This window comes from Streptomyces sp. NPDC050164 (genome assembly GCF_044459945.1).
GTDB classification, from domain to species: Bacteria; Actinomycetota; Actinomycetes; order Streptomycetales; family Streptomycetaceae; genus Streptomyces; species Streptomyces coeruleorubidus_A.
Genome location: NZ_JBITJK010000008.1, coordinates 185,964 through 202,892, shown reverse-complemented (window position 1 = coordinate 202,892; position 16,929 = coordinate 185,964). Strand labels below are relative to the sequence as shown.

Below are 16,929 nucleotides of genomic sequence, written 5' to 3'. Positions count from 1 at the left end.
GCCGGGCTCGGAGAAGGCGAAGGGCGTCAGCGTCCAAGGTGCACGCGCCGTGCACGCTGGACCAGCTGGAGGCGGCCACGAAGAAGGGCGCCGTGGGCGCCGACGTGGAGATGAAGAACGGCACCGCGACGCTGGTGACCGAGCGGCGTGCCGCTCAGCAGGAGGCCGGCTCCGGTTCCAGCTCCTGCGAGACCGTCGTCGAGGCATCAACAAGGGCAAGGGAGTCAGCGCAACGGCATCGCGACCACCCTCCGCGACGACCACTGAGCCGCATGACCCCAGCTCGGACGATGGCGGCATGATGGCTGCCATGCGCATCCGCATCGACGCCGTCGACCTGCCCGGCAAGCTCCCCGCGTACGGCGACCTCCACGTCGCCGTACAACGCCGCGACCGCCCGGCCGAACTCCTGGAGCCACAAGCCGGCGACGCACCGTCCGCGACATGGACGCTGGAGTGCACCACCAGCACCTCGCCGACCGGCATCGAGATCAAAGGCCCCTACGTGCAGGACCGTCTGGGCCGGCGGTTCATCTACCTGTCGTGGGGCACGGTCGACGAGTCGGGCCTCTTCACGATGTTCCGCCGCGCCAAGCTGATGCTCGACGTCATCCCCGCCGACGTACTCACCACCGCCGCACGCGACGGGCTGCTGGTCGGACGCCTCGGCCTGACCGATGCGCAAGGCGGACCTCTGTGCGCACGCGTCGAGCCCCCTGACATCACCTGGACCGCCGCACGCGCCGGTTAGGAGCGGTCACCCTCTGCGCTGTGAGGGCACCGATGCACCGCCCGCGCAGGACCGGGCCACAGTGACCAATACCGTCACCGTTGAGCCACCGATGCCAATGCCGACGCCAACGACGCGTACACACGAGCCCACGACGCCTGCACCCGAGCCCACGACGCCAGCGCCCGTGTCCCCTCGGCCGACGGCGCCGTCAACGGCCGCCGACGCGTCGGCCCTGCCCCGCGAGTGCGCCGAGTCGCCGGCGCCGTCAACATGGACGTCGAAACGGGGCTGACCTGCGTCTCCCTCACGCACGCCGCCCTGTACATGGACTGCGTGTCCGGGGCCGCATGGACTTTCCCGCCTGCCACAGACCCGGACATCCAAGCCATGGTCGTCGTCGAGTGACGACCGCCGAATGGCCCGCCCCGAAGTGCCTCGTAGGCCCGGGCTGCTTAGCGTCGTCGTACGTACCCCGCGCAGACCGCGCCGCGTCGCGCCGAGGCGATTGAGAGGCACGTTCATGGCAGTCGTGATGACCTTCGTCTGGCCCGAGATCACGCCCGAGTTGTACGACGCGGTGCGCCAGAGGGTGCGCTGGGAAGAGGAGTCCCCGGACGGGTGCGCGCTGCACGCGGCGTGGTTCACCGCCGACGGCCTGAACGTGCTCGACATCTGGGAATCGGAGGAGCACTTCGCCCGGTTCATCGCCGGCAGGATCGAACCTGTGCTCAAGGGCGAGCTTGGGGTGAAGAGCGACCCCCAGCCGGAGTTCTTCCCTCTCCACAGGCGCTTCGTCGCTCCGGGCGTCAGCGGCGCTGCCTGACGCCCGCGTCAGCGAACGGTGATGACGGACGGTGGGCGGGGGCGGGACAGGACCGGGGTGGACCGGTCGGAGGGATTCGGCGAACGGCTGCTGGGGGTGCTGCTGGACCGGGCCCACGAGATGCCGGCGGAGTTGATCGCCCCGCTGATCGCGGAAGAGGTGGCCAGGGTCGGTGGGCGGGAGGTCTCCATCCTCCTGCAGGACTACGAACAGGTACTGCTGGTGCCACTGCCGGGCCGGAGGCTGAAGGTCGGTGGCCCCGAGCCGGTCGAGGAGTCCCCCGCCGGCGAGGCGTTCCTCAGCCGCACAGCGGTAGAGGTGCCGCAGGGTGACAGTGTGCGGATGTACCTGCCGCTGCTGGACGGCAGCGACCAGATCGGGGTGATGGCCGTCACCCTGGACAGGGTCGATGACGACGACCGGCGGTTGCTCCGCAGACTCGCCGGTCTGGTCGCGGACATGATCGTCACCAAGGACGCCTACACCGACCAGTTCTTCCAGGCCCGCCGCAGCGCCCCGATGAGCGTGGCCGCGGAGATCCAGTGGTCGTTGCTGCCCCCGCTGTCGATGACTGTTCCGCAGGTCGAGGTGGCCGGAATCCTGGAGCCCGCCTACGACGTGGCAGGCGACAGCTTCGACTACGCCCTCAACGGCGACACCCTTCACGTGGCCATGCTCGACGCGATGGGCCACGGGCTGGATGCGGCGACCATGGCGACGGTGGCCGTCGGTGCCTATCGCCACACGCGACGGGCCCAGACCGATCTGTCGCAGGTGTACGCGTTCATGGACAGGGCCATCAACGAGCAGTTCGGCCACGACCACTTCGTCACCGCGCAGATGATGGTGCTGAACATCGCCACAGGCCGGCTGCAGTGGGTCAACGCCGGCCACCCGGCTCCGCTCCTGATCCGCGACCGCGCCGTGGTGGACCGGCTGGAGAGCCCGACCACGTTGCCGGTCGGCTTCGGCGGTGAGGAGCCGGTGGTCAGCGAGCGGATGCTGCGGCCCGGGGACCGGTTGCTGTGCTTCACTGACGGCCTGATCGAGGAGCGCCAGCCCGGCGGGGAACAGTTCGGTGAGGAGCAGCTCATCGAGTGGACCGACCGGATCCTCCGCGACCGCACCGATGCACGGGCGGTGGTGCGAGCGCTCTCCCACGCCCTGAAACACGAGCGTGGCGGCACCACCAGCGACGACGCGACCATCTTCCTCGTCGAGTGGCGAGGCGGCGATGCCGATCATCTGGCCGTCCTCGACTGACTTCGGCAGCGCCTCGATCCGGGCGGAAGTCCAGTAGTGCTCGGCGAGTTCGGCGTTGAGGGAGTGGAGATGGTTGCGGGCGGCGGACATGACCGGCCCGGGGCCGCCGGCGTGGGGCAAGGGCTGGACGCCGAGTAGCCGGTGGCCATCAGGACGGCTCCGTTGCCGGCAGCACCGCGCGGACCAGCTCCACGCTGGAACAGGACTTGCCCGCCGCCGACCGGGACCGCTACACCGCCACCACCGCCGCCGCCCGTCGGCCCGAGGTGCGAACGGCGGCTTCCAACAGCCGGCGCTGGAGCCGGGATCTGGCCGCCGAGGCGGCCGATCGCTGGAGCATCCGCCTGCCGCACGAACTCCACGAACAGATCAGCGATCTGCTGGACGGCACTCGCTGACCGTCCCGCCCCCTTCTCCGCCGCCGGGTCCTCCGGCGGATCACCCGTTTGCCGATGTGACCTTCATCGCGATCGCGGGGTCCCGGCGCGTTCGTCGTGGTCCCGTCGGCTGGTGGCGACGGCCGCGGCGCAGGGATCATCACGGGAGGTCATGGCGCTGCGGCCGGAAGCACCGGCAGGAACAGTGCGTCCGCGCGGGACCAATATCTGTTTTTGTGAGATGAGAAATTGGCGCGGCACACGGCGAGTATTCCTCGACCGCCCGCCGGGGCGGAATTATCGATCCGCACGGCGCCGGCCGCGCCATGCTACTGTCGATCTCAGTTGCAGGTGTGGTTGCCAAAAGGTTCATTTTCCTACGGGGTAATCAGCACGGCGACGCGGAATCCGCACAGGGCGAATTCCGAACATCGTCTCCGAAGGAGAATTGACATGGCTACTGGCACCGTGAAGTGGTTCAACGCGGAAAAGGGCTTCGGCTTCATCGAGCAGGACGGCGGCGGCGCCGACGTCTTCGCCCACTACTCCAACATCGCTGCCCAGGGCTTCCGTGAGCTGCTGGAAGGCCAGAAGGTGTCCTTCGACATCGCGCAGGGCCAGAAGGGCCCGACGGCCGAGAACATCGTTCCCGCCTGACATCGCGGCACCAACGCATATTTCGCAGCTGGGGCCCGCACCTTGGGGTGCGGGCCCCAGCTCGCTGCTTTTCAGGGCGCGTGACAATAAGGCCGCGCCCAACATCTCAGGCTCGTTCTCGCGATTCTCTGCGCCGTTCATTTTGCTGCGGAAATTCCTTGCTACGTGCCTACCAGCTCACATCGAGGAAGGTTCCGCTTGAACCGCGCACGCACCGCCCGCCCGACCCGCACCTACGACCGCTCCCGCGGGTCTGTCGCCAAGGGCTCGGGGGCTCCGCGACGCTCCAAGGGCTACGAGCGCCGACCGGCCGCTCCCCAGGGGGAGTTCGCGCTGCCGGTGACGACCACGCCCGCGCTGCCCGCCGTCGAGGCGTTCGCCGACCTCGCCCTGCCTGCGCCGCTGCTGGCCGCGCTCGGCCACGAGGGCGTGACCGTGCCGTTCCCCATCCAGGGGGCGACCCTGCCGAACTCCCTCGCCGGGCGTGACGTGCTCGGCCGCGGCCGTACCGGGTCGGGCAAGACCCTCGCCTTCGGCCTCGCACTGCTGGCCCGTACGGCAGGCCGGCGCGCGGCGGCACGGCAGCCGCTCGCCCTGATCCTGGTCCCCACCCGCGAGCTCGCCCAGCAGGTGACCGACGCGCTCACCCCGTACGCCCGCTCCGTGCGGCTGAAGCTGGCCACCGTGGTCGGCGGCATGTCGATCGGCCGGCAGGCGAGTGCGCTGCGGTCCGGTGCCGAGGTCGTCGTCGCGACGCCGGGGCGGCTCAAGGACCTCATCGACCGTGGTGACTGCCGACTGGACGACGTCGCCATCACCGTCCTCGACGAGGCCGACCAGATGGCCGACATGGGCTTCATGCCCCAGGTCACCGCCCTGCTCGACCAGGTGCGCCCCGAGGGGCAGCGGATGCTCTTCTCGGCCACCCTGGACCGCAACGTCGACCTGCTCGTCCGCCGCTACCTGACGGACCCGGTGGTCCACTCCGTCGACCCGTCGGCGGGTGCGGTCACCACGATGGAGCACCACGTGCTGCACGTGCACGAAGCGGACAAGCACCGCACGACGACCGAGATCGCGGCGCGGGACGGCCGGGTGATCATGTTCCTGGACACCAAGCGCGCCGTGGACCGGCTGACCGAGCACCTGCTGAACAACGGCGTCCGCGCCGCGGCTCTGCACGGCGGCAAGTCCCAGCCCCAGCGCACGCGCACCCTCGCCCAGTTCAAGACCGGCCATGTGACGGTGCTGGTGGCGACCAACGTCGCGGCCCGCGGCATCCACGTCGACAACCTCGACCTCGTCGTCAACGTCGATCCGCCCACCGACCACAAGGACTACCTGCACCGCGGCGGCCGTACCGCCCGCGCCGGCGAGTCCGGCAGCGTCGTCACCCTCGTGACACCCGGCCAGCGCCGCGGCATGAACCGGCTGATGGCTTCGGCCGCCATCACCCCCCAGGTCACCCCGGTGCGTTCGGGAGAGGCGGAACTGAGCCGCATCACAGGCGCCCAGACCCCGTCCGGTGTGCCTGTCGTCATCACCGCACCGGCCCCGGCGCATCCCCGCCGCGCCGGGTCTTCCGGGGCCCCCTCGTCCCGGGGCCGCCGCAGCCGCCCCGTCCAGGGGCGCCCCACCGGACAGGCGGGACGGCGCAGGGCGCAGCGGCCCGCCTACGACCCGGCGGCCTAGGCCTGTTGCGTCGATCCTCAGCTCACCCATCTCCGCGGAGGCAGCTTTGACACCGGTCCAGACGCAGTGCCAGCAGGCGGCTCCTTCCCTCGTGTCCATGGTGGACGCCATGGACACGTCCGGCCCCCGGGTCCGGGACGACATGACCGTCGAGGTGGCCCTGTCCGTCATGGCCAGTGCCCGTGTCGAGTACCTCCTCCTGTGTGACGGGGACGACCAGTGCACGGGCTCGGTCACCCGGGCCGAACTCGCCGTTCACCGCGGCAGTTCCACGTACACGGACCGGACCCGGCTGCGGGACGTCCTCGACGGACCGTTCGCCTCACCCGTCCCCCGGACCGCCGCCGTCGGCGAGCACGGCCGGGCCCCGGGCGTCCTCGCCCTCTCCTGCTGATCCGCCTCGCCCGGTCAGCCGTTCTCCTTCTCCCTGTGGGGGCATCATGCGCTGTGTCATCGCCCGGTACCCGTTCGACCTGACCAAGAGCGGGGTGCTGGCCTCGATGAAGGGCGTCACGCCCGAGATCGTCACGGGTGAGTCCGTGACCATCGGCCGCCGTCGCTACCCCGTCAAGCAGGTGGGCCAGGTCGTCACCCGACAGGACCGCCGCGACTTCACCGGCAGCGAAGTCATCCGGGCCATGACCCGCCTCGGCTTCACCTGCCACGCCCACCCCGAGGCCGCGCCCGTGCGCGTCCCCACTCCGCTCCAGACCGCGTCGGAACTGCTCGGCGCCGCGCCCCTGGACGCATGAGGAAGGGCGGACAACCGCCCACCCGATCCCGATGAGGGCCCTGCCGACGCGCGTCGGCAGGGCCCTCGTCGTCGTCTCGCCGTCTTGCCCAGAGAATAAAATCTACTCTTGCCAGAGTAGACATTGAGCTCCGTCCCAGTTAGCCTTTTTCTCGTTGACACAGATCAGTGAGCAGAGGAGGACGGAGGAGCAGACGCCATCAGGATCGCCCGGCCCGAGCAGCGCTCGGCCCGGGTACCGCAAGACCCCGGATTGGAAGGTGGTCCCCGGTCACGCAGCCGCGATCCCCGCATCCCCCCGTCTGCAGGACCGGGAGCGGAAACAGAAGGTCGGCAGAGCATTAGGGCCGACAGATGGTGTTCAATTTCCTTCGGGGCCCTGGTGCCGTACGGCGCCAGGGCCCCTCGACGCGTTGCACTACGAGGTGACATGACAGCAGATACCCCGCTCAGCGATCGTCTGGACGACGACGACTACCCCGCGTACACGATGGGGCGGGCCGCCGAGATGCTCGGCACCACCCCGGCCTTCCTTCGAGCCATCGGTGAGGCTCGTCTGATCACTCCGCTGCGCTCGGAGGGCGGACACCGCCGGTACTCCCGCTACCAGCTGCGCATCGCGGCGCGCGCCCGCGAACTCGTCGACAGGGGCACGCCGATCGAGGCCGCGTGCCGCATCGTCATCCTCGAGGACCAGCTCGAGGAAGCTCAGCGCATCAACGCCGAGTACCGCCGCCGTGCCGGGCACGAGGCGCCCGAGGGTTCCGTCGCCGATTCCGGCTGATCACCTGGGCGCGGTGAGGCCCCCGGTGCAGGGAGCGCCCTGTTCCGGACGCGCGGGTCGGATGCCGTTTCCACACTGAGTTGGTGGCCGCACGCGACAGCATGATCGTCCCGGACTGCCGGGTGACGGGGCTCATCAGCGTGTAGCTCCAGGCAGTGCACGGCGTTCTCGTCGCGGATCGTCTCGGTGTAGACGGTGCCGTCGCAGGTCATCCACGTTTTGTCATGGGCTCCGCCGACGGGCGGGGTCATGGGATGGCGGACGTCGCCTTCCACGTGAGCCTGCGGGCGAGGCCCCGTTCGTCCGTACGGGGGTGCACCAGGATCTCGGTGATCGCGAAGACGTGTCCGGATGCGGTGAGCTGTTCGACGCTCTGCGGAAGGGTCCCCTCGAAGCCCCTCCACCACGTCCCGTCGCGCGGTACGGGGAATCCGTAGGCGCACCCGGCGAAGGCCGTGTCCTCCCCGATCAGCAGCGCGAATCCGGACCGCCGGACGGCGCCGGTGAGCCGCCGCAGGAATGCCTCCCGGGCCCGGTACTCCTCGCCTTCCTGCGCGCGTGAGGACTCCACGTACAGGTCGGCCAGGTCCTCCCGCAGGGTCTCGGCCTGCCAGCGGTTCAGCCGGCGCAGACGTACGGCGTGGGCGGGAGTCGGTGTGCTTGCCTCCCCCTGGGCATCGACGTGGGTGGTGCGGTCGTGACGGTGGGCGTTCAGCCGTTGCAGGGCCATGGCTCCTCGGTTCGGAATGCCCGTCGGAGCGTGCCGCGTGGGCGGACCGGGCCCGGCCCTCGCGGGAATGCCCGTCGGAGCGTGCCGCGTGGGCGGACCGGGCCCGGCCCTCGCGGCGTGCCACCGATACGGGGTGATCGTGGGGCGGAGGAACGGCCGGTCCACAGGCCTGAGTTGGCGAGCGCCGTGCTGGACCGGCCGTCCGGGGACGCGCCGAGAACCGGACGGATCCGCGCCCGGTGGGCATCCGGGGTACAGGACGCGGGGGAACCCCGGCCTGTCAGGTGCGGTGCTGCGGCCGGGGTCCCGGGCTGCGGGCCGTGCTGTCCGTCCGGTCGGTTCGGCCCGTTCGGTGACGAGCTTGGAGAGCCGGCCGGAACGGTGGGGCTCAGACCTGCTTACGGGGGCGGCGCCAGGAGAACCGCCCGCGTCCGCCGGGCCCTCCATGGTCGTGGCGGCGGCCGGTGCCGCTCGTCCCCGCCCGGCCTCTGGCCTTGTGCCGAGCCGGTCCCGCCACAGGCAGCCCGGAGTGGCCGTAGTGGAAGGCGGCGATGCGGTCGTTGTGCTGTGAGTTCAGCTGGTGGATGAGGAACACACCGAGAACGATCATCCCCAGGATCACAGCCACGGACACGAATGTCTCCACTGGTCTCACCTTCCCATCGGCTGATGCGGCACCGACGCGGTCACGGCCGGGGCCCACGGACGTGCGGCCGCATCGCGGGCCTCATGTCCTCCTGCGGAGTCCCAGACCGCCTCGACGGCCCGGTCGGCCTCGTTCGCCGCCCGCGAGCGCGCCTCCTGCGCCATCAACCGGCTCCCGGTCGATGTGCCGAGTGGGTCGCTCGCGGCGGCCATCAGCCGGGCGGCCGACTCGGGAGTCGTCTGCGGCGGGATCACCAGGAGGTTCCAGCGGCCCACGTAGTACGAGAGCAGCAGCAGTTCGTGCGCGTCCTGCTCGGGCAGGAACCAGCCCACCTTCACCACGTGCCCGGCGACGGGCACCTTGCGGGGAACGACCGGCCAGTGGGTGGGATTCACCGTGACCCGGGTGATCCGCCCCCACAGCGGATCCAGTACGGCGGTCAGGGAGGGGAGTTCCGCCGCGAGATCGCGGGAACGGGGCCACCAGGCGCCGTCCAGCAGAGCCGGTACCGGACCGACGGGAGCGAGCGACAGACGCAGAGAGGACGAGGAGAGCCGGTCATCGGCTTCGGCTGTCAGCGGGTGGGAAAAGGTCGCAGTCATGGCGCGAACCCTGCTCCGGACCGATCGCGACCGGCCCGGCATATTCGATCGCCGAAAACGACACGAGCCTGGAAGCCGGTGCGCGAAATATCCTCGGTGGTTCCAGCGTACTCCTCGAACAGGCCCAACGGACCGTACGGACAGGGGGGAACGGCCCCATTCGCCCCTGCCCGGAGCCGTGTCCCTGCGGCAACAACGGGAAGGGGAAAGGGATGACCGGCATGCCCCGCGAACGTCGTCTGGCCGAGATCTTCGTGGAAGTGGCGGACTTCCTCGTCGAGGACTTCGACGTCATCGACCTGCTGCACCGGCTGTCCGAGCGCTGCGTCGAGCTGCTCGACGTGTCGGCGGCCGGGATCCTGCTCGCGGACGCGCACGGCCAACTGCGGATCATCGCCGCCTCGGACGAGCGCACCCGCCTGCTGGAACTCTTCGCGCTCCAGCACCACCAGGGGCCATGCGTGGAGTGCTACCGCACCGGCGCCGCCCGGACGAACATCGAGCTGACGCGGCCGGAGCCCGCCGACGGCCGGCCGCACTTCGCCGCACGGGCCCGCGAGACGGGATACGTGAGCACGCACGCCCTCCCGCTCCGTTTGCGCAGCCGCGTCATCGGCGCGCTCAACCTGTTCCAGACCGCACCGCACCGCCTCGGCGACGACGACATCGCGCTCGCCCAGGCACTCGCCGACGTGGCCACCATCGCGATCCTCCAGCAGCGCACGCTGGAACAGTCGCAGGTCGTCAACAGCCAGCTGGAGACCGCGCTGACCAGCCGCGTCCTGGTCGAGCAGGCCAAGGGCGTGCTGGCGGAGCGCTGGAGCACGTCCGTCGACGACGCCTTCGCCGCGTTCCGGTCGTACGCGCGCGCCCGTCACCTGCGCCTGTCGGATCTGGCCACGCGGATCGTCTCGGGTGACTTCGACACCTCCGACATCCCGGTACCGGCGCCGGTCAGCCCCGAGGACCGCCGCCGCTGACCGGCGATGCTTCCCGGCCGTTCACCGGGGGCGCTCGGGAGTTCCGTGGCGCCCGGACTCGCGCTCGGTGCCGGTGTCGATGAGGATCTGTTCGGCCTGCGTCACGCTGTCGGCGCGGACGGCCTCGGCCATGGCGGCGCGCGCGGCGTCGGGCGTCGCGTGCGGCGGGACAACGAGGAGGGAGAAGAGATCCTGCCCGCCCCGGGTGACGAGGACGGTGTCGTCGCCGATCGGGGAGGAGTCGATGTGGACGACACGGTCGTCGATGGTCATCCGCGTCGGCAGCTCTTCCCAGGCGCCGGCGTCCAGGCCGACACGGGTGATGGGCCCGAGGTACTCCGTCAGCGCGGTGATCAGGCCGGGGAGCTCGGCGGCGATGTCGCGGGAGCGCGGCCACCACGCCCCGTCGAGCACGCCCTGCCGGTCGTGGGTCGTCTCCAGCCGTACGACAGCCGTTCCGGGCCGCACGGCCTGGTGGACGGCGTCCGGCAGGAGCCTGGTCACACGCGGGGAGTCGGAGTCGGACATCGCTCTCGCCTGCTTGCTGGGAATCCGGCCGGGGAATGAGGAAGCCGAGTGGCTTCCTCGTTTCACGGTACTCTCCGGAAGTGAGAGATCCGGCCCATCTCACACCGGGACATCGAACTCTGAGGTCGCCATGCAGTTCACGGAACCACCCTCGGACGGACACGCCGAGGTCCGCATCGTCGCCGCCTCGCCCGAGGTCGCCCGCCGGGTCGCGGAGGTTCTCCGCCATTGCTTCGCCGCCACCGAGCAGCGCAGCTATCCTGCGGGCCCCGACGGAGGAACCCGCCTCGACCTCACCGTGGACACCACCCGCGCGGCAGAACCCGCACGGTCCTGGCTGGAGACCAGCCAGTCCATGGAGGACGGCCACCGGCGGCAGTGAGACGGTGCCCGGTGAGTGCTCGACGGAAGTGTGACGATGCCCGGTGTCGCGGTCACACCTGATCGCTCGCCGCGGCCGCCATCAGCGGTTCCGCGGCCTCCTCGGTCGTATCCGGCGGCACGACCAGCAGGTCCCAGCGCCCCCGGCCGGGGGCGAGCAGGACGACGGTGTGCGGGGCGGACGCCGCGAGAGCCCTGTGCAGTTGTACGACCTGGTTGAAGACGAGCATCCGGCCGGGTGCCGCGGACCACATCGCCCCGTTGACGGTGACGCTGGTGATGTGGCCCCACGCCCGCGGCAACCCGGCCAGCAGCGTCGGGAGTTCCGCCGGCAGGTCGTACGAGCGGGGCCACCACGCTCCGTCGATGGGCCGGGGCATGCCGCTGCGGGGTGCGAGACGCATCCGGAGCACCGGGGCGGAGGGAAGCGGGGGCTGTAGCGCGGTGCTCATGAGGGCTCCTGCCGACGGTCGTGAGGGTCGGGTGGTCGGTGTCAGACGCGACGGGCCGCGACCCGCTCAGCGGTCGGCCAGCGCACGTCGTACACCCAGCCGAGGCGTTCGAGGAGGCGGATGACGGCGGCGGAGGGGTCCACCTGACCTCGGTCGACGCCGTGGCGGGCGCTGGTGGGGTCGGCGTGGTGGAGGTTGTGCCAGCTCTCGCCGAACGAGAGCAGGGCCAGCGGCCACAGGTTGGTGGCCCGGTCGTGGCGCCGGGTGCGGAACGGGCGCTCACCGATCAGGTGGCAGAGGGAGTTCACGCTCCAGGTGACGTGGTGGAGCAGCGCGATGCGCACGAGTCCCGCCCACAGCAGGGCGGTCACGCCGTACAGCCACGTGCCGCCGATGGCCCAGCCCACCGCGAACGGCAGGGCGAGCGTGAGGACGCACAGCACCGGGAAGGCGCGGGCGACGGCCCGGATGTCGCGGTCGGCCAGCAGATCGGGGGCATAGCGCTCCGGCGGCGTACGGTCGTTGCGGAACAGCCAGCCGACGTGCGCGTGCAGCAACCCGCGCAGCTGGCCGCGCAGATGCGTGCCGTAGCGGTACGGGGAGTGCGGGTCGCCCGGCCGGTCGGTGAAGGCGTGGTGGCGGCGGTGGGTGGCTACCCAGCCGATGACGTCGCCCTGGAAACTCATCGACCCGGCCACCGCGAGCGCGATGCGCACGGGGCGGGCGGCCCGGTAGCCGCCGTGGGTGAGGCCGCGGTGGAAGCCGACGGTGACACCGAGACCGGTGATCGTGTACATGACGATGGCGAGCACGATGTCGGTGGGATGGATGAGACTCCCCCACAGCAGCCAGCCGGCGAGCGCGATCGCCACGAACGGCAGGACGACGATCACGCCCGTCACCGCGACGTACAGCCGCTCACCGCCGTCGCGGGCGGGCGCCGGGCCGTCCGGCGGGAAGGGGGACGTCCCGTCGTAGCCCTGGGGCGACGGGGGCGGCGGGGCGGGGCCCGACGGTGCGACCGTCGTGGACGTGTCCGGAATGCGAGGCGGTGGCATACGTGGCTCCTCGGCCTGGATGCGGATGGCGCGGCCGGGGTCACGGGCTGCCCATGCGAGGACGGGTGGGTGGTGCGCGATGTCCGGAGCCGGTCAGATATTCCGGCATACGGAAAGTCCTCGTCCTCCCACCGTACTCCGGCCGGGCCGGAGTACGGTGAAATGGCGGGACCAAACAGGGAGCACGGCATGATCCGTTCAGCCGACATCCGCGAATGGCGCGACCGTGACGTGGTCGATCCGAAGCAGCGCAGGATCGGCATGCTCGAAGCGGTCTATGTGGACACGGCCACCGACGAACCGGCCATGGCCACCGTCCGGACCGGGCTGCCCACGCGCCGGCGCCTGATCTTCGTCCCCCTCGACGACGCCGTTCTCGGACCGGGCTACGTCAAGGTCTCCTACACCAGGGGACAGGTGCGCAAAGCCCCGTCGATCGGGACCGACGACGTCCTGCCGGCCGAGCAGGAGGAGGAGGTCTTCCAGCACTACGGCATGACGTACCGGCCGGGAGCAGGGGGCGAGCGCCGGCTCGCCCGCCGGTGACCGTAGGCACGTGGCGCAGGAGAGGTGGTCCGCGGTGATGGCACTCTTCCTTCTGGTCGTCCTCGTGGCCGTCGTCCTGGGAATCATCGGTGTGGCAGCGGAGGGCCTCGGTTATCTCCTGGCCATCGGCATCGTGCTCCTCGGCTTCGACGTGATCTTCTTCGCGGTACGGCTGTCCCGACATGCGGGGCGGCGGCCCGTGCGCTGACGGTGGGTCTCCCCGGCCGGGGGTGTCCTCGTTCCGGTCAGGATTCGAGAAGCGCATGTCTCGTGCCGCGCCTAGCGTCAGCATCATGACTTCCATCGAATCCGTCACCCTCGAGGTGGACGACCCCGCCGCCGCCCGCCGCTTCTACACCAGCGCGTTCGGACTGGGCGGTCAGGTGCGCGTGCAGCCCTCAAAGACGCCGACAACCGGCTTTCGGGGGTTCACGCTGTCGCTCGTGGTGTCCCAGCCGGCAGATGTCGACGCCCTCGTCGGCGCCGCCGTGGAAGCCGGTGCCGCGACGCTGAAGCCCGCCGCCAAGTCGCTGTGGGGCTACGGGGGTGTCGTGCGGGCGCCGGACGGGACGATCTGGCAGATCGCGTCGTCGTCGAAGAAGGACACCGGGCCGGCCACCCGGCGGATCGACGAGATCGTGCTCCTGCTGGGCGTCGCGGACATGGCCGGGAGCAAGCGGTTCTACGTCGAGCACGACCTCCCCGTGGCGAAGAGCTTCGGCAGCAAGTACGTCGAGTTCGACACCGGGTCGGGCTCCGTCAAGCCGGCGCTGTACAAGCGCCGGGGCCTGGCCAAGCTCGTCGGTGTATCTCCCGACGGCACCGGATCGCACCGGCTCACGATCAACGGTGACGCCGGGCCCTTCACCGACCCGGACGGGTTCGCGTGGGCGACCGCGTCGCAGACCGCGTCGTTGTGAGCGGGCGCGATCTTACGGAGTCGTGACGTGCGGGCGCCATCCCGTGGCGCGGCGAGGTCGCGGGCCTAGCGTGACCGTATGCGCGTACTGGTCACCGGCGGTGCCGGGTTCATCGGGTCCCATGTGGTCGCCGCCCTGCGCGAGCGCGGGCACGAGGCGGTCGTGTTCGACGTCCGGGAGGACGCCGGCGCCGACGTGCGGGACCCGGCGGCCGTCGGACGTGCCCTGGCCGGTGTGGACGCCGTGTGTCACCAGGCCGCGCGGGTCGGGCTCGGCGACGGGGTCGCCGACGCGGCGGAGTACGTCTCCCACAACGACCTCGGGGCCGCCGTGCTGCTCACCGCCATGGCGGAGGCGGGGGTACCGCGTCTCGTGCTGGCCGGGTCGATGGTGATCTACGGGGAGGGGCGGTACGAGTGCCCCCGGCACGGGGTCGTACGGCCCGGGCCGCGTGCCGTCACCGACCTCGACGCCGGCCGGTTCGAGCCGCCGTGCCCGGTGTGCGGGGCCGACCTCGTCCCCGGGCTGGTCGGCGAGGACGCCCCGGCCGATCCACGGAACGTGTACGCGACGACCAAGCTGGCCCAGGAGCACCTGGCCGCCGCCTGGGCCCGCTGCACGGGCGGTTCGGCGGTGTCGCTGCGCTACCACAACGTGTACGGGCCCGGCATGCCCCGCGACACCCCGTACGCCGGTGTCGCCTCCTTCTTCCGCTCGGCGCTCGCCCGGGGCGAGGCACCGCGCGTGTTCGAGGACGGGCGGCAGCGCAGGGACTTCGTGCACGTCCGGGACGTGGCTCAGGCCAATGCCGTGGCGCTGGAGGCGGAGGCCGCCCCGGGTGTGCTCACGGCGTACAACACCGGCAGCGGCGACCCGCACACCGTCGGCGAGATGGCCCGGGCGCTGGCCGCCGCGTACGGCGGGCCCGACCCCGTCGTCACCGGCGAGTACCGGCTCGGGGACGTACGGCACATCACCGCCGACTCCGCGCGGCTGCGCAGTGAGTCGGGGTGGAAGCCGGAGGTCGGGTTCGAGGAAGGCATGGCGGAGTTCGCGCGGGCCGGGATGCGGGACGCGTAGGAGCTCTCGCCCTCCCCTGGGTCCGGCTCGCGAAAGACCGGTGGTGCTGCCCGCGTTACGAAGCGGCGGCGGGCAGCACCACCTCGAAACGGCAGCCGCCGGGGATGTTCCGTACGGTGGCCCGGCCCTGGTGCGCCTCCACGATGCCCCGGACGATGGCGAGGCCGAGGCCCGCTCCGGCGGGGGGCGTCCGGGCGTGCGTGCCGCGCCAGCCGGTGTCGAAGACGCGCGGCAGGTCCTCCTCGGGGATGCCGCCGCAGCCGTCCGTCACCGACAGCACCACGCCCTCGGTGGAGCGCTCCGCGGTCACGGCGACCGTGCCGTCGGCCGGGGTCCGGCGGATGGCGTTGACCAGCAGGTTGCCCAGCACCCGGCTCATCTCCTTGCCGTCCACCTCCACCGGCACCGGCTCGATACGGCCGCCCACCAGCCGCACCCCGTGTTCCCGGGCGAGCGGGTCGGCTCCCGCCAGCGCGTCGCCGACCAGGTCGTACAGGGAGATCCGGGTGGGGGCCAGGGGCAGCGTGCCGGCGTGGATGCGGGAGAGTTCGAAGAGGTCGCCGACCATGTCGTTGAGGCGTTCGACCTCGGTGCGGATCTGTCTGAGGTAGCGGTCGGGATCGGCTGCGACGCCGTCCTCCAGGGCCTCCGACATGGCGCGCAGGCCGGCCAGCGGGGTGCGCAGGTCGTGCGAGATCCAGGCGACGAGTTCGCGCCGGGAGGTCTCCAGCGCGCGTTCCCGCTCGCGGGATTCGGCGAGTCTGGCGCTGGTGGCAGCCAGTTCGCGGCTCAGGTGGTGCAGTTCGGCGGTCGTCGGGCCGTCGGGGGCGGCGAAGTCCCCGCCGTCGCCGAAGGAGCGTGCGGCCACGGCGAGTTCACGGCTGCGGGCGACGACCCAGCGGCCCAGCAGCAGCGCGGTCACCAGGGAGACGACGGCCGCCATGGCGACGACGGTCGTGACGACGGTCAGGTCGTGCGGCGACAGGAACATCGCCCAGGCGACGGCGAGCGTGCCCGCGAGCATCGCGACGACGCCGACCGCCGCGACGACGGCGAGCGAGGCGGTGAGCGAGCGGCGCCGGATCAGGCGCAGCGCACCGGCCCCGGCCAGGCCGGTGGCCGCGGCACCGGCGAAGGCGTACAGGGCGATGAGGAGGGTGTCGTTCACGATCGGGCCTCCTCTCCCGTGGGGTCGAAGCGGTAGCCCACGCCCCACACGGTCTGGATCAGGCGAGGGCGGGCCGGGTCGTCCTCGACCTTGCCCCGCAGGCGGCGGACGTGGACGGTGACGGTCGACAGGTCGCCGAAGTCCCACCCCCACACCTCGCGCATCAGGTCCTCGCGGCCGAAGGCCCGCCCAGGGTGGCGCAGGAAGAAGGAGAGCAGGTCGAACTCGCGGAGGGTGAGGGCGAGTTCGGTGCCGTTCTTGGTGGCCCGGCGGGCTTCCGGATCGACGGTCAGACCGGCCGCTCCGAGCTGGTGCCCGGGGGCGGCGGGCCGGCTGCGGCGCAGCACCGACTCCACGCGCAGCACCAGTTCGCGGGGGCTGAAGGGCTTGGTGACGTAGTCGTCGGCGCCGACCTCCAGGCCCAGGATGCGGTCGTCCTCGTCACCGCGGGCGGTGAGCATGATGACCGGGACCGGCCCCTGTCCCCGCATCCGCCGGCACACCTCCAGGCCGTCCATCCCGGGCAGCATCAGGTCGAGGACGACCAGGTCCGGCCAGTGCGCGGCGGCACGGGTGAGGGCGGTCGGACCGTCGTCGGCGCGGTCGACGACGTAACCGGCGCGGTCCAGGTACCCGGCGACGACCTCGGCGACCGTCGGATCGTCGTCGACGACCAGGATCCGCGGGGACCCGTCGGGGGTCTCCTCGTACTGATGGGGCTGCTGCATGGCTCCAGCCTCGCACCGGGCCGCCGGCGA

26 protein-coding genes are annotated in these 16,929 nt (G+C 71.3%); 17 read left to right on the top strand and 9 right to left on the bottom strand.

Annotated elements, in window-relative coordinates; translation table 11 throughout:
- Nucleotides 1–38 precede the first annotated feature (38 nt).
- The 11 genes from ACIBNA_RS15255 to ACIBNA_RS15205 all read left to right on the top strand — a co-directional run bounded on the left by ACIBNA_RS15255 (nucleotide 39) and on the right by ACIBNA_RS15205 (nucleotide 7,080).
- On the top strand, nucleotides 39–302 hold the full coding sequence (locus ACIBNA_RS15255) for a hypothetical protein (RefSeq protein ID WP_399165683.1): 264 nt from the start codon (nucleotides 39–41) through the stop codon (nucleotides 300–302).
- Entirely contained in the window at nucleotides 299–751 is a 453-nt protein-coding gene (locus tag ACIBNA_RS15250) for a DUF5990 family protein (protein ID WP_399165682.1), read from the top strand. Before ACIBNA_RS15255 ends, ACIBNA_RS15250 begins: the two co-directional genes overlap by 4 nt.
- 252 nt (nucleotides 752–1,003) lie before the next feature.
- Nucleotides 1,004–1,138 carry a hypothetical protein gene (locus ACIBNA_RS15245; RefSeq protein WP_399165681.1) on the top strand — a complete coding sequence of 45 codons (135 nt, stop codon included), beginning with the start codon at nucleotides 1,004–1,006 and terminating at the stop codon, nucleotides 1,136–1,138.
- Between the two features lie 115 nt (nucleotides 1,139–1,253).
- Nucleotides 1,254–1,556: a hypothetical protein gene (locus ACIBNA_RS15240; RefSeq protein ID WP_399165680.1), complete on the top strand. Its 303-nt coding sequence runs from the start codon at nucleotides 1,254–1,256 to the stop codon at nucleotides 1,554–1,556.
- Nucleotides 1,557–1,577: 21 nt separating this feature from the next.
- A complete protein-coding gene (locus ACIBNA_RS15235; protein WP_399165679.1) occupies nucleotides 1,578–2,819 on the top strand; it encodes a PP2C family protein-serine/threonine phosphatase in 1,242 nt (413 codons plus the stop codon).
- Between the two features lie 206 nt (nucleotides 2,820–3,025).
- Nucleotides 3,026–3,217 carry a hypothetical protein gene (locus ACIBNA_RS15230; RefSeq protein WP_399165678.1) on the top strand — a complete coding sequence of 64 codons (192 nt, stop codon included), beginning with the start codon at nucleotides 3,026–3,028 and terminating at the stop codon, nucleotides 3,215–3,217.
- Nucleotides 3,218–3,649: 432 nt separating this feature from the next.
- The gene (locus tag ACIBNA_RS15225; RefSeq protein WP_004986771.1) at nucleotides 3,650–3,853 is read left to right on the top strand and encodes a cold-shock protein; all 204 of its coding nucleotides are present in this window, start codon (nucleotides 3,650–3,652) and stop codon (nucleotides 3,851–3,853) included.
- A 198-nt stretch (nucleotides 3,854–4,051) separates the two neighbouring features.
- A complete protein-coding gene (locus ACIBNA_RS15220) occupies nucleotides 4,052–5,545 on the top strand; it encodes a DEAD/DEAH box helicase (RefSeq protein ID WP_399165677.1) in 1,494 nt (497 codons plus the stop codon).
- A 97-nt stretch (nucleotides 5,546–5,642) separates the two neighbouring features.
- A complete protein-coding gene (locus ACIBNA_RS15215) occupies nucleotides 5,643–5,939 on the top strand; it encodes a hypothetical protein (protein WP_399165676.1) in 297 nt (98 codons plus the stop codon).
- A 46-nt stretch (nucleotides 5,940–5,985) separates the two neighbouring features.
- Nucleotides 5,986–6,297, top strand: coding sequence for an SCO5918 family protein (locus ACIBNA_RS15210; RefSeq protein ID WP_274817840.1), 312 nt, complete (start codon nucleotides 5,986–5,988; stop codon nucleotides 6,295–6,297).
- Between the two features lie 429 nt (nucleotides 6,298–6,726).
- Nucleotides 6,727–7,080 carry a MerR family transcriptional regulator gene (locus ACIBNA_RS15205; RefSeq protein WP_399165675.1) on the top strand — a complete coding sequence of 118 codons (354 nt, stop codon included), beginning with the start codon at nucleotides 6,727–6,729 and terminating at the stop codon, nucleotides 7,078–7,080.
- Here the strand turns inward: ACIBNA_RS15205 and ACIBNA_RS15200 are convergent.
- The 4 genes from ACIBNA_RS15200 to ACIBNA_RS15185 all read right to left on the bottom strand — a co-directional run bounded on the left by ACIBNA_RS15200 (nucleotide 7,005) and on the right by ACIBNA_RS15185 (nucleotide 9,058).
- A complete protein-coding gene (locus ACIBNA_RS15200; protein WP_399165674.1) occupies nucleotides 7,005–7,331 on the bottom strand; it encodes a DUF3105 domain-containing protein in 327 nt (108 codons plus the stop codon). The two genes, ACIBNA_RS15205 and ACIBNA_RS15200, sit on opposite strands and share 76 nt — an antisense overlap.
- Nucleotides 7,328–7,810 carry a hypothetical protein gene (locus ACIBNA_RS15195; protein WP_399165673.1) on the bottom strand — a complete coding sequence of 161 codons (483 nt, stop codon included), beginning with the start codon at nucleotides 7,808–7,810 and terminating at the stop codon, nucleotides 7,328–7,330. Before ACIBNA_RS15195 ends, ACIBNA_RS15200 begins: the two co-directional genes overlap by 4 nt.
- A gap of 388 nt (nucleotides 7,811–8,198) precedes the next feature.
- Nucleotides 8,199–8,438 carry a hypothetical protein gene (locus tag ACIBNA_RS15190; RefSeq protein ID WP_399165672.1) on the bottom strand — a complete coding sequence of 80 codons (240 nt, stop codon included), beginning with the start codon at nucleotides 8,436–8,438 and terminating at the stop codon, nucleotides 8,199–8,201.
- A gap of 23 nt (nucleotides 8,439–8,461) precedes the next feature.
- Nucleotides 8,462–9,058, bottom strand: a complete 597-nt coding sequence (locus ACIBNA_RS15185; protein WP_399165671.1) for a DUF5994 family protein — start codon at nucleotides 9,056–9,058, stop codon at nucleotides 8,462–8,464.
- A gap of 212 nt (nucleotides 9,059–9,270) precedes the next feature.
- On the opposite strand from ACIBNA_RS15185, the gene ACIBNA_RS15180 reads away from it, so the two are divergent.
- Nucleotides 9,271–10,038, top strand: a complete 768-nt coding sequence (locus tag ACIBNA_RS15180; RefSeq protein ID WP_399165670.1) for an ANTAR domain-containing protein — start codon at nucleotides 9,271–9,273, stop codon at nucleotides 10,036–10,038.
- A 21-nt stretch (nucleotides 10,039–10,059) separates the two neighbouring features.
- On the opposite strand, the gene ACIBNA_RS15175 is transcribed toward ACIBNA_RS15180, so the two are convergent.
- Nucleotides 10,060–10,566 carry a DUF5994 family protein gene (locus ACIBNA_RS15175; protein WP_399165669.1) on the bottom strand — a complete coding sequence of 169 codons (507 nt, stop codon included), beginning with the start codon at nucleotides 10,564–10,566 and terminating at the stop codon, nucleotides 10,060–10,062.
- Between the two features lie 130 nt (nucleotides 10,567–10,696).
- Here ACIBNA_RS15175 and ACIBNA_RS15170 point away from each other — a divergent pair, with 130 nt between their 5' ends.
- Entirely contained in the window at nucleotides 10,697–10,948 is a 252-nt protein-coding gene (locus ACIBNA_RS15170; protein WP_274817833.1) for a hypothetical protein, read from the top strand.
- A 52-nt stretch (nucleotides 10,949–11,000) separates the two neighbouring features.
- Here ACIBNA_RS15170 and ACIBNA_RS15165 read toward each other — a convergent pair whose 3' ends face one another.
- Nucleotides 11,001–11,399 (bottom strand): DUF5994 family protein, encoded by a 399-nt coding sequence (locus ACIBNA_RS15165; protein ID WP_399165668.1) that lies wholly within the window; start codon nucleotides 11,397–11,399, stop codon nucleotides 11,001–11,003.
- A 41-nt stretch (nucleotides 11,400–11,440) separates the two neighbouring features.
- Nucleotides 11,441–12,457: an acyl-CoA desaturase gene (locus ACIBNA_RS15160; RefSeq protein WP_399165667.1), complete on the bottom strand. Its 1,017-nt coding sequence runs from the start codon at nucleotides 12,455–12,457 to the stop codon at nucleotides 11,441–11,443.
- A gap of 189 nt (nucleotides 12,458–12,646) precedes the next feature.
- On the opposite strand from ACIBNA_RS15160, the gene ACIBNA_RS15155 reads away from it, so the two are divergent.
- From ACIBNA_RS15155 to ACIBNA_RS15140, 4 genes are all read left to right on the top strand, one after another.
- On the top strand, nucleotides 12,647–13,003 hold the full coding sequence (locus ACIBNA_RS15155; protein WP_399165666.1) for a PRC-barrel domain-containing protein: 357 nt from the start codon (nucleotides 12,647–12,649) through the stop codon (nucleotides 13,001–13,003).
- A 37-nt stretch (nucleotides 13,004–13,040) separates the two neighbouring features.
- A complete protein-coding gene (locus ACIBNA_RS15150) occupies nucleotides 13,041–13,211 on the top strand; it encodes a hypothetical protein (RefSeq protein WP_399165665.1) in 171 nt (56 codons plus the stop codon).
- Between the two features lie 85 nt (nucleotides 13,212–13,296).
- On the top strand, nucleotides 13,297–13,923 hold the full coding sequence (locus tag ACIBNA_RS15145; protein ID WP_399165664.1) for a glyoxalase: 627 nt from the start codon (nucleotides 13,297–13,299) through the stop codon (nucleotides 13,921–13,923).
- Nucleotides 13,924–14,001: 78 nt separating this feature from the next.
- Complete coding sequence (locus tag ACIBNA_RS15140) at nucleotides 14,002–15,003, top strand: NAD-dependent epimerase/dehydratase family protein (RefSeq protein ID WP_399165663.1); 1,002 nt, start codon at nucleotides 14,002–14,004, stop codon at nucleotides 15,001–15,003.
- 55 nt (nucleotides 15,004–15,058) lie between these two features.
- Here the strand turns inward: ACIBNA_RS15140 and ACIBNA_RS15135 are convergent, their stop codons facing one another.
- The gene (locus tag ACIBNA_RS15135; RefSeq protein WP_399165662.1) at nucleotides 15,059–16,171 is read right to left on the bottom strand and encodes a sensor histidine kinase; all 1,113 of its coding nucleotides are present in this window, start codon (nucleotides 16,169–16,171) and stop codon (nucleotides 15,059–15,061) included.
- Nucleotides 16,168–16,899 (bottom strand): response regulator transcription factor, encoded by a 732-nt coding sequence (locus ACIBNA_RS15130; RefSeq protein ID WP_399165661.1) that lies wholly within the window; start codon nucleotides 16,897–16,899, stop codon nucleotides 16,168–16,170. The genes ACIBNA_RS15135 and ACIBNA_RS15130 overlap by 4 nt, the downstream gene beginning before the upstream one ends.
- Nucleotides 16,900–16,929: the final 30 nt, after the last annotated feature.

What these genes read in the sequence shown, in the direction of transcription:
- ACIBNA_RS15130 (WP_399165661.1), bottom strand. Translation starts at nt 16,899, where the DNA reads ATGCAGCAGCCCCATCAGTACGAGGAGACCCCCGACGGGTCCCCGCGG.
- ACIBNA_RS15170 (WP_274817833.1), top strand. Translation starts at nt 10,697, where the DNA reads ATGCAGTTCACGGAACCACCCTCGGACGGACACGCCGAGGTCCGCATC.
- ACIBNA_RS15145 (WP_399165664.1), top strand. Translation starts at nt 13,297, where the DNA reads ATGACTTCCATCGAATCCGTCACCCTCGAGGTGGACGACCCCGCCGCC.
- ACIBNA_RS15200 (WP_399165674.1), bottom strand. Translation starts at nt 7,331, where the DNA reads ATGACCCCGCCCGTCGGCGGAGCCCATGACAAAACGTGGATGACCTGC.
- ACIBNA_RS15180 (WP_399165670.1), top strand. Translation starts at nt 9,271, where the DNA reads ATGACCGGCATGCCCCGCGAACGTCGTCTGGCCGAGATCTTCGTGGAA.
- ACIBNA_RS15155 (WP_399165666.1), top strand. Translation starts at nt 12,647, where the DNA reads ATGATCCGTTCAGCCGACATCCGCGAATGGCGCGACCGTGACGTGGTC.
- ACIBNA_RS15225 (WP_004986771.1), top strand. Translation starts at nt 3,650, where the DNA reads ATGGCTACTGGCACCGTGAAGTGGTTCAACGCGGAAAAGGGCTTCGGC.
- ACIBNA_RS15150 (WP_399165665.1), top strand. Translation starts at nt 13,041, where the DNA reads ATGGCACTCTTCCTTCTGGTCGTCCTCGTGGCCGTCGTCCTGGGAATC.
- ACIBNA_RS15175 (WP_399165669.1), bottom strand. Translation starts at nt 10,566, where the DNA reads ATGTCCGACTCCGACTCCCCGCGTGTGACCAGGCTCCTGCCGGACGCC.
- ACIBNA_RS15210 (WP_274817840.1), top strand. Translation starts at nt 5,986, where the DNA reads ATGCGCTGTGTCATCGCCCGGTACCCGTTCGACCTGACCAAGAGCGGG.
- ACIBNA_RS15245 (WP_399165681.1), top strand. Translation starts at nt 1,004, where the DNA reads ATGGACGTCGAAACGGGGCTGACCTGCGTCTCCCTCACGCACGCCGCC.
- ACIBNA_RS15160 (WP_399165667.1), bottom strand. Translation starts at nt 12,457, where the DNA reads ATGCCACCGCCTCGCATTCCGGACACGTCCACGACGGTCGCACCGTCG.
- ACIBNA_RS15165 (WP_399165668.1), bottom strand. Translation starts at nt 11,399, where the DNA reads ATGAGCACCGCGCTACAGCCCCCGCTTCCCTCCGCCCCGGTGCTCCGG.
- ACIBNA_RS15185 (WP_399165671.1), bottom strand. Translation starts at nt 9,058, where the DNA reads ATGACTGCGACCTTTTCCCACCCGCTGACAGCCGAAGCCGATGACCGG.
- ACIBNA_RS15250 (WP_399165682.1), top strand. Translation starts at nt 299, where the DNA reads ATGATGGCTGCCATGCGCATCCGCATCGACGCCGTCGACCTGCCCGGC.
- ACIBNA_RS15235 (WP_399165679.1), top strand. Translation starts at nt 1,578, where the DNA reads ATGACGGACGGTGGGCGGGGGCGGGACAGGACCGGGGTGGACCGGTCG.
- ACIBNA_RS15205 (WP_399165675.1), top strand. Translation starts at nt 6,727, where the DNA reads ATGACAGCAGATACCCCGCTCAGCGATCGTCTGGACGACGACGACTAC.
- ACIBNA_RS15195 (WP_399165673.1), bottom strand. Translation starts at nt 7,810, where the DNA reads ATGGCCCTGCAACGGCTGAACGCCCACCGTCACGACCGCACCACCCAC.
- ACIBNA_RS15140 (WP_399165663.1), top strand. Translation starts at nt 14,002, where the DNA reads ATGCGCGTACTGGTCACCGGCGGTGCCGGGTTCATCGGGTCCCATGTG.
- ACIBNA_RS15240 (WP_399165680.1), top strand. Translation starts at nt 1,254, where the DNA reads ATGGCAGTCGTGATGACCTTCGTCTGGCCCGAGATCACGCCCGAGTTG.
- ACIBNA_RS15215 (WP_399165676.1), top strand. Translation starts at nt 5,643, where the DNA reads ATGGTGGACGCCATGGACACGTCCGGCCCCCGGGTCCGGGACGACATG.